A 1,046-nucleotide genomic window follows, 5' to 3' on the forward strand; every position below is an offset into this window, starting at 1 on the left:
AACGAGGGCTTGATTATAGTGAGACCAGTTTGTGATTTTGCTCATTGTTGTTGCACGGGCTAGTAGGATATAGATGATCTGATCACAGGCTGGCAAGATAGTTCAAACTTTTAGGAAACAACGCCGCTTCTGTAACAACAAGCACCCCTACAAATCAAGCTGGGTTTAATGAAGTCAGTAAACCAATAGTTGATAATATAGGCACAATTAAGGGACAAGCGGGTGTGAGTGGTGGAGCAGCGACGTATCACATTCCAATTGAACTCCCGCCAGGCCGTGCCGGTATGCAGCCTAATGTATCATTAAATTATTCTTCAAAAAGTGGCAATGGTATTGCTGGTGTTGGTTGGTCACTGTCTGCGGGTTCTAGTATTACTCGTTGTGCTGCCACCTTTGCGCAAGATGGCTTTACCCAAAACCCACAATACAATAGCAATGACCGTTTATGTTTTGATGGGCAAAGACTTATAGCAACGTCGGGTACATATGGTAACTCAGGCACCCAATACCGTACAGAAATTGATAGTTTTGTGCGTGTAACGCAAAGTGGCTCATTAAACAGCAGTTCAACTTGGTTTAAAGTGGAGTATAAGAATGGTCGCGTTGGTTACTTTGGAGAGGAGACTAAATCACGGTTAGTGCACGGTGGAAAAACAGCGGCTTATTCATGGTTAATCCAATATCAACATGATGCAACTGCTAAGAACTACATTCATTATGAGTATGAGCAGTTTGGGGTAGGCGAGAAGTTGTTGACATCAATTAATTACACCTCTGATTCTATAACTGAGAGTGGACTTCAAAAGGTTGAGTTCAACTATACGGATAATAGAACTGATTCATCAATACATTATGTGTCAGGAGGAGAAGCTAGTTCAACGGCACGTCTAGATAATTTAAAAACTTATTCCTCGGAAACTCACGGCGGGATCGCACTTTGTAAAAAGGCTTTAACATCCGCCTCTTTTCTGATCTAATAACGCCCACATTGTCACTATCTACTTGTTAATTATGTCGTTATTTAGCCACCTTGAACTTGTGGAAGA

At 41.7% G+C, this 1,046-nt stretch carries 1 protein-coding gene; it reads left to right on the forward strand.

What is annotated here, in order from left to right; translation table 11 throughout:
* Positions 1–224: 224 nt before the first annotated feature.
* Positions 225–977 carry a SpvB/TcaC N-terminal domain-containing protein gene (locus ABMY41_RS21805; protein WP_349276273.1) on the forward strand — a complete coding sequence of 251 codons (753 nt, stop codon included), beginning with the start codon at positions 225–227 and terminating at the stop codon, positions 975–977.
* Positions 978–1,046: the final 69 nt, after the last annotated feature.

It is taken from the genome of Pseudoalteromonas sp. BZA4 (assembly GCF_040104395.1).
Taxonomy (GTDB): Bacteria; Pseudomonadota; Gammaproteobacteria; order Enterobacterales; family Alteromonadaceae; genus Pseudoalteromonas.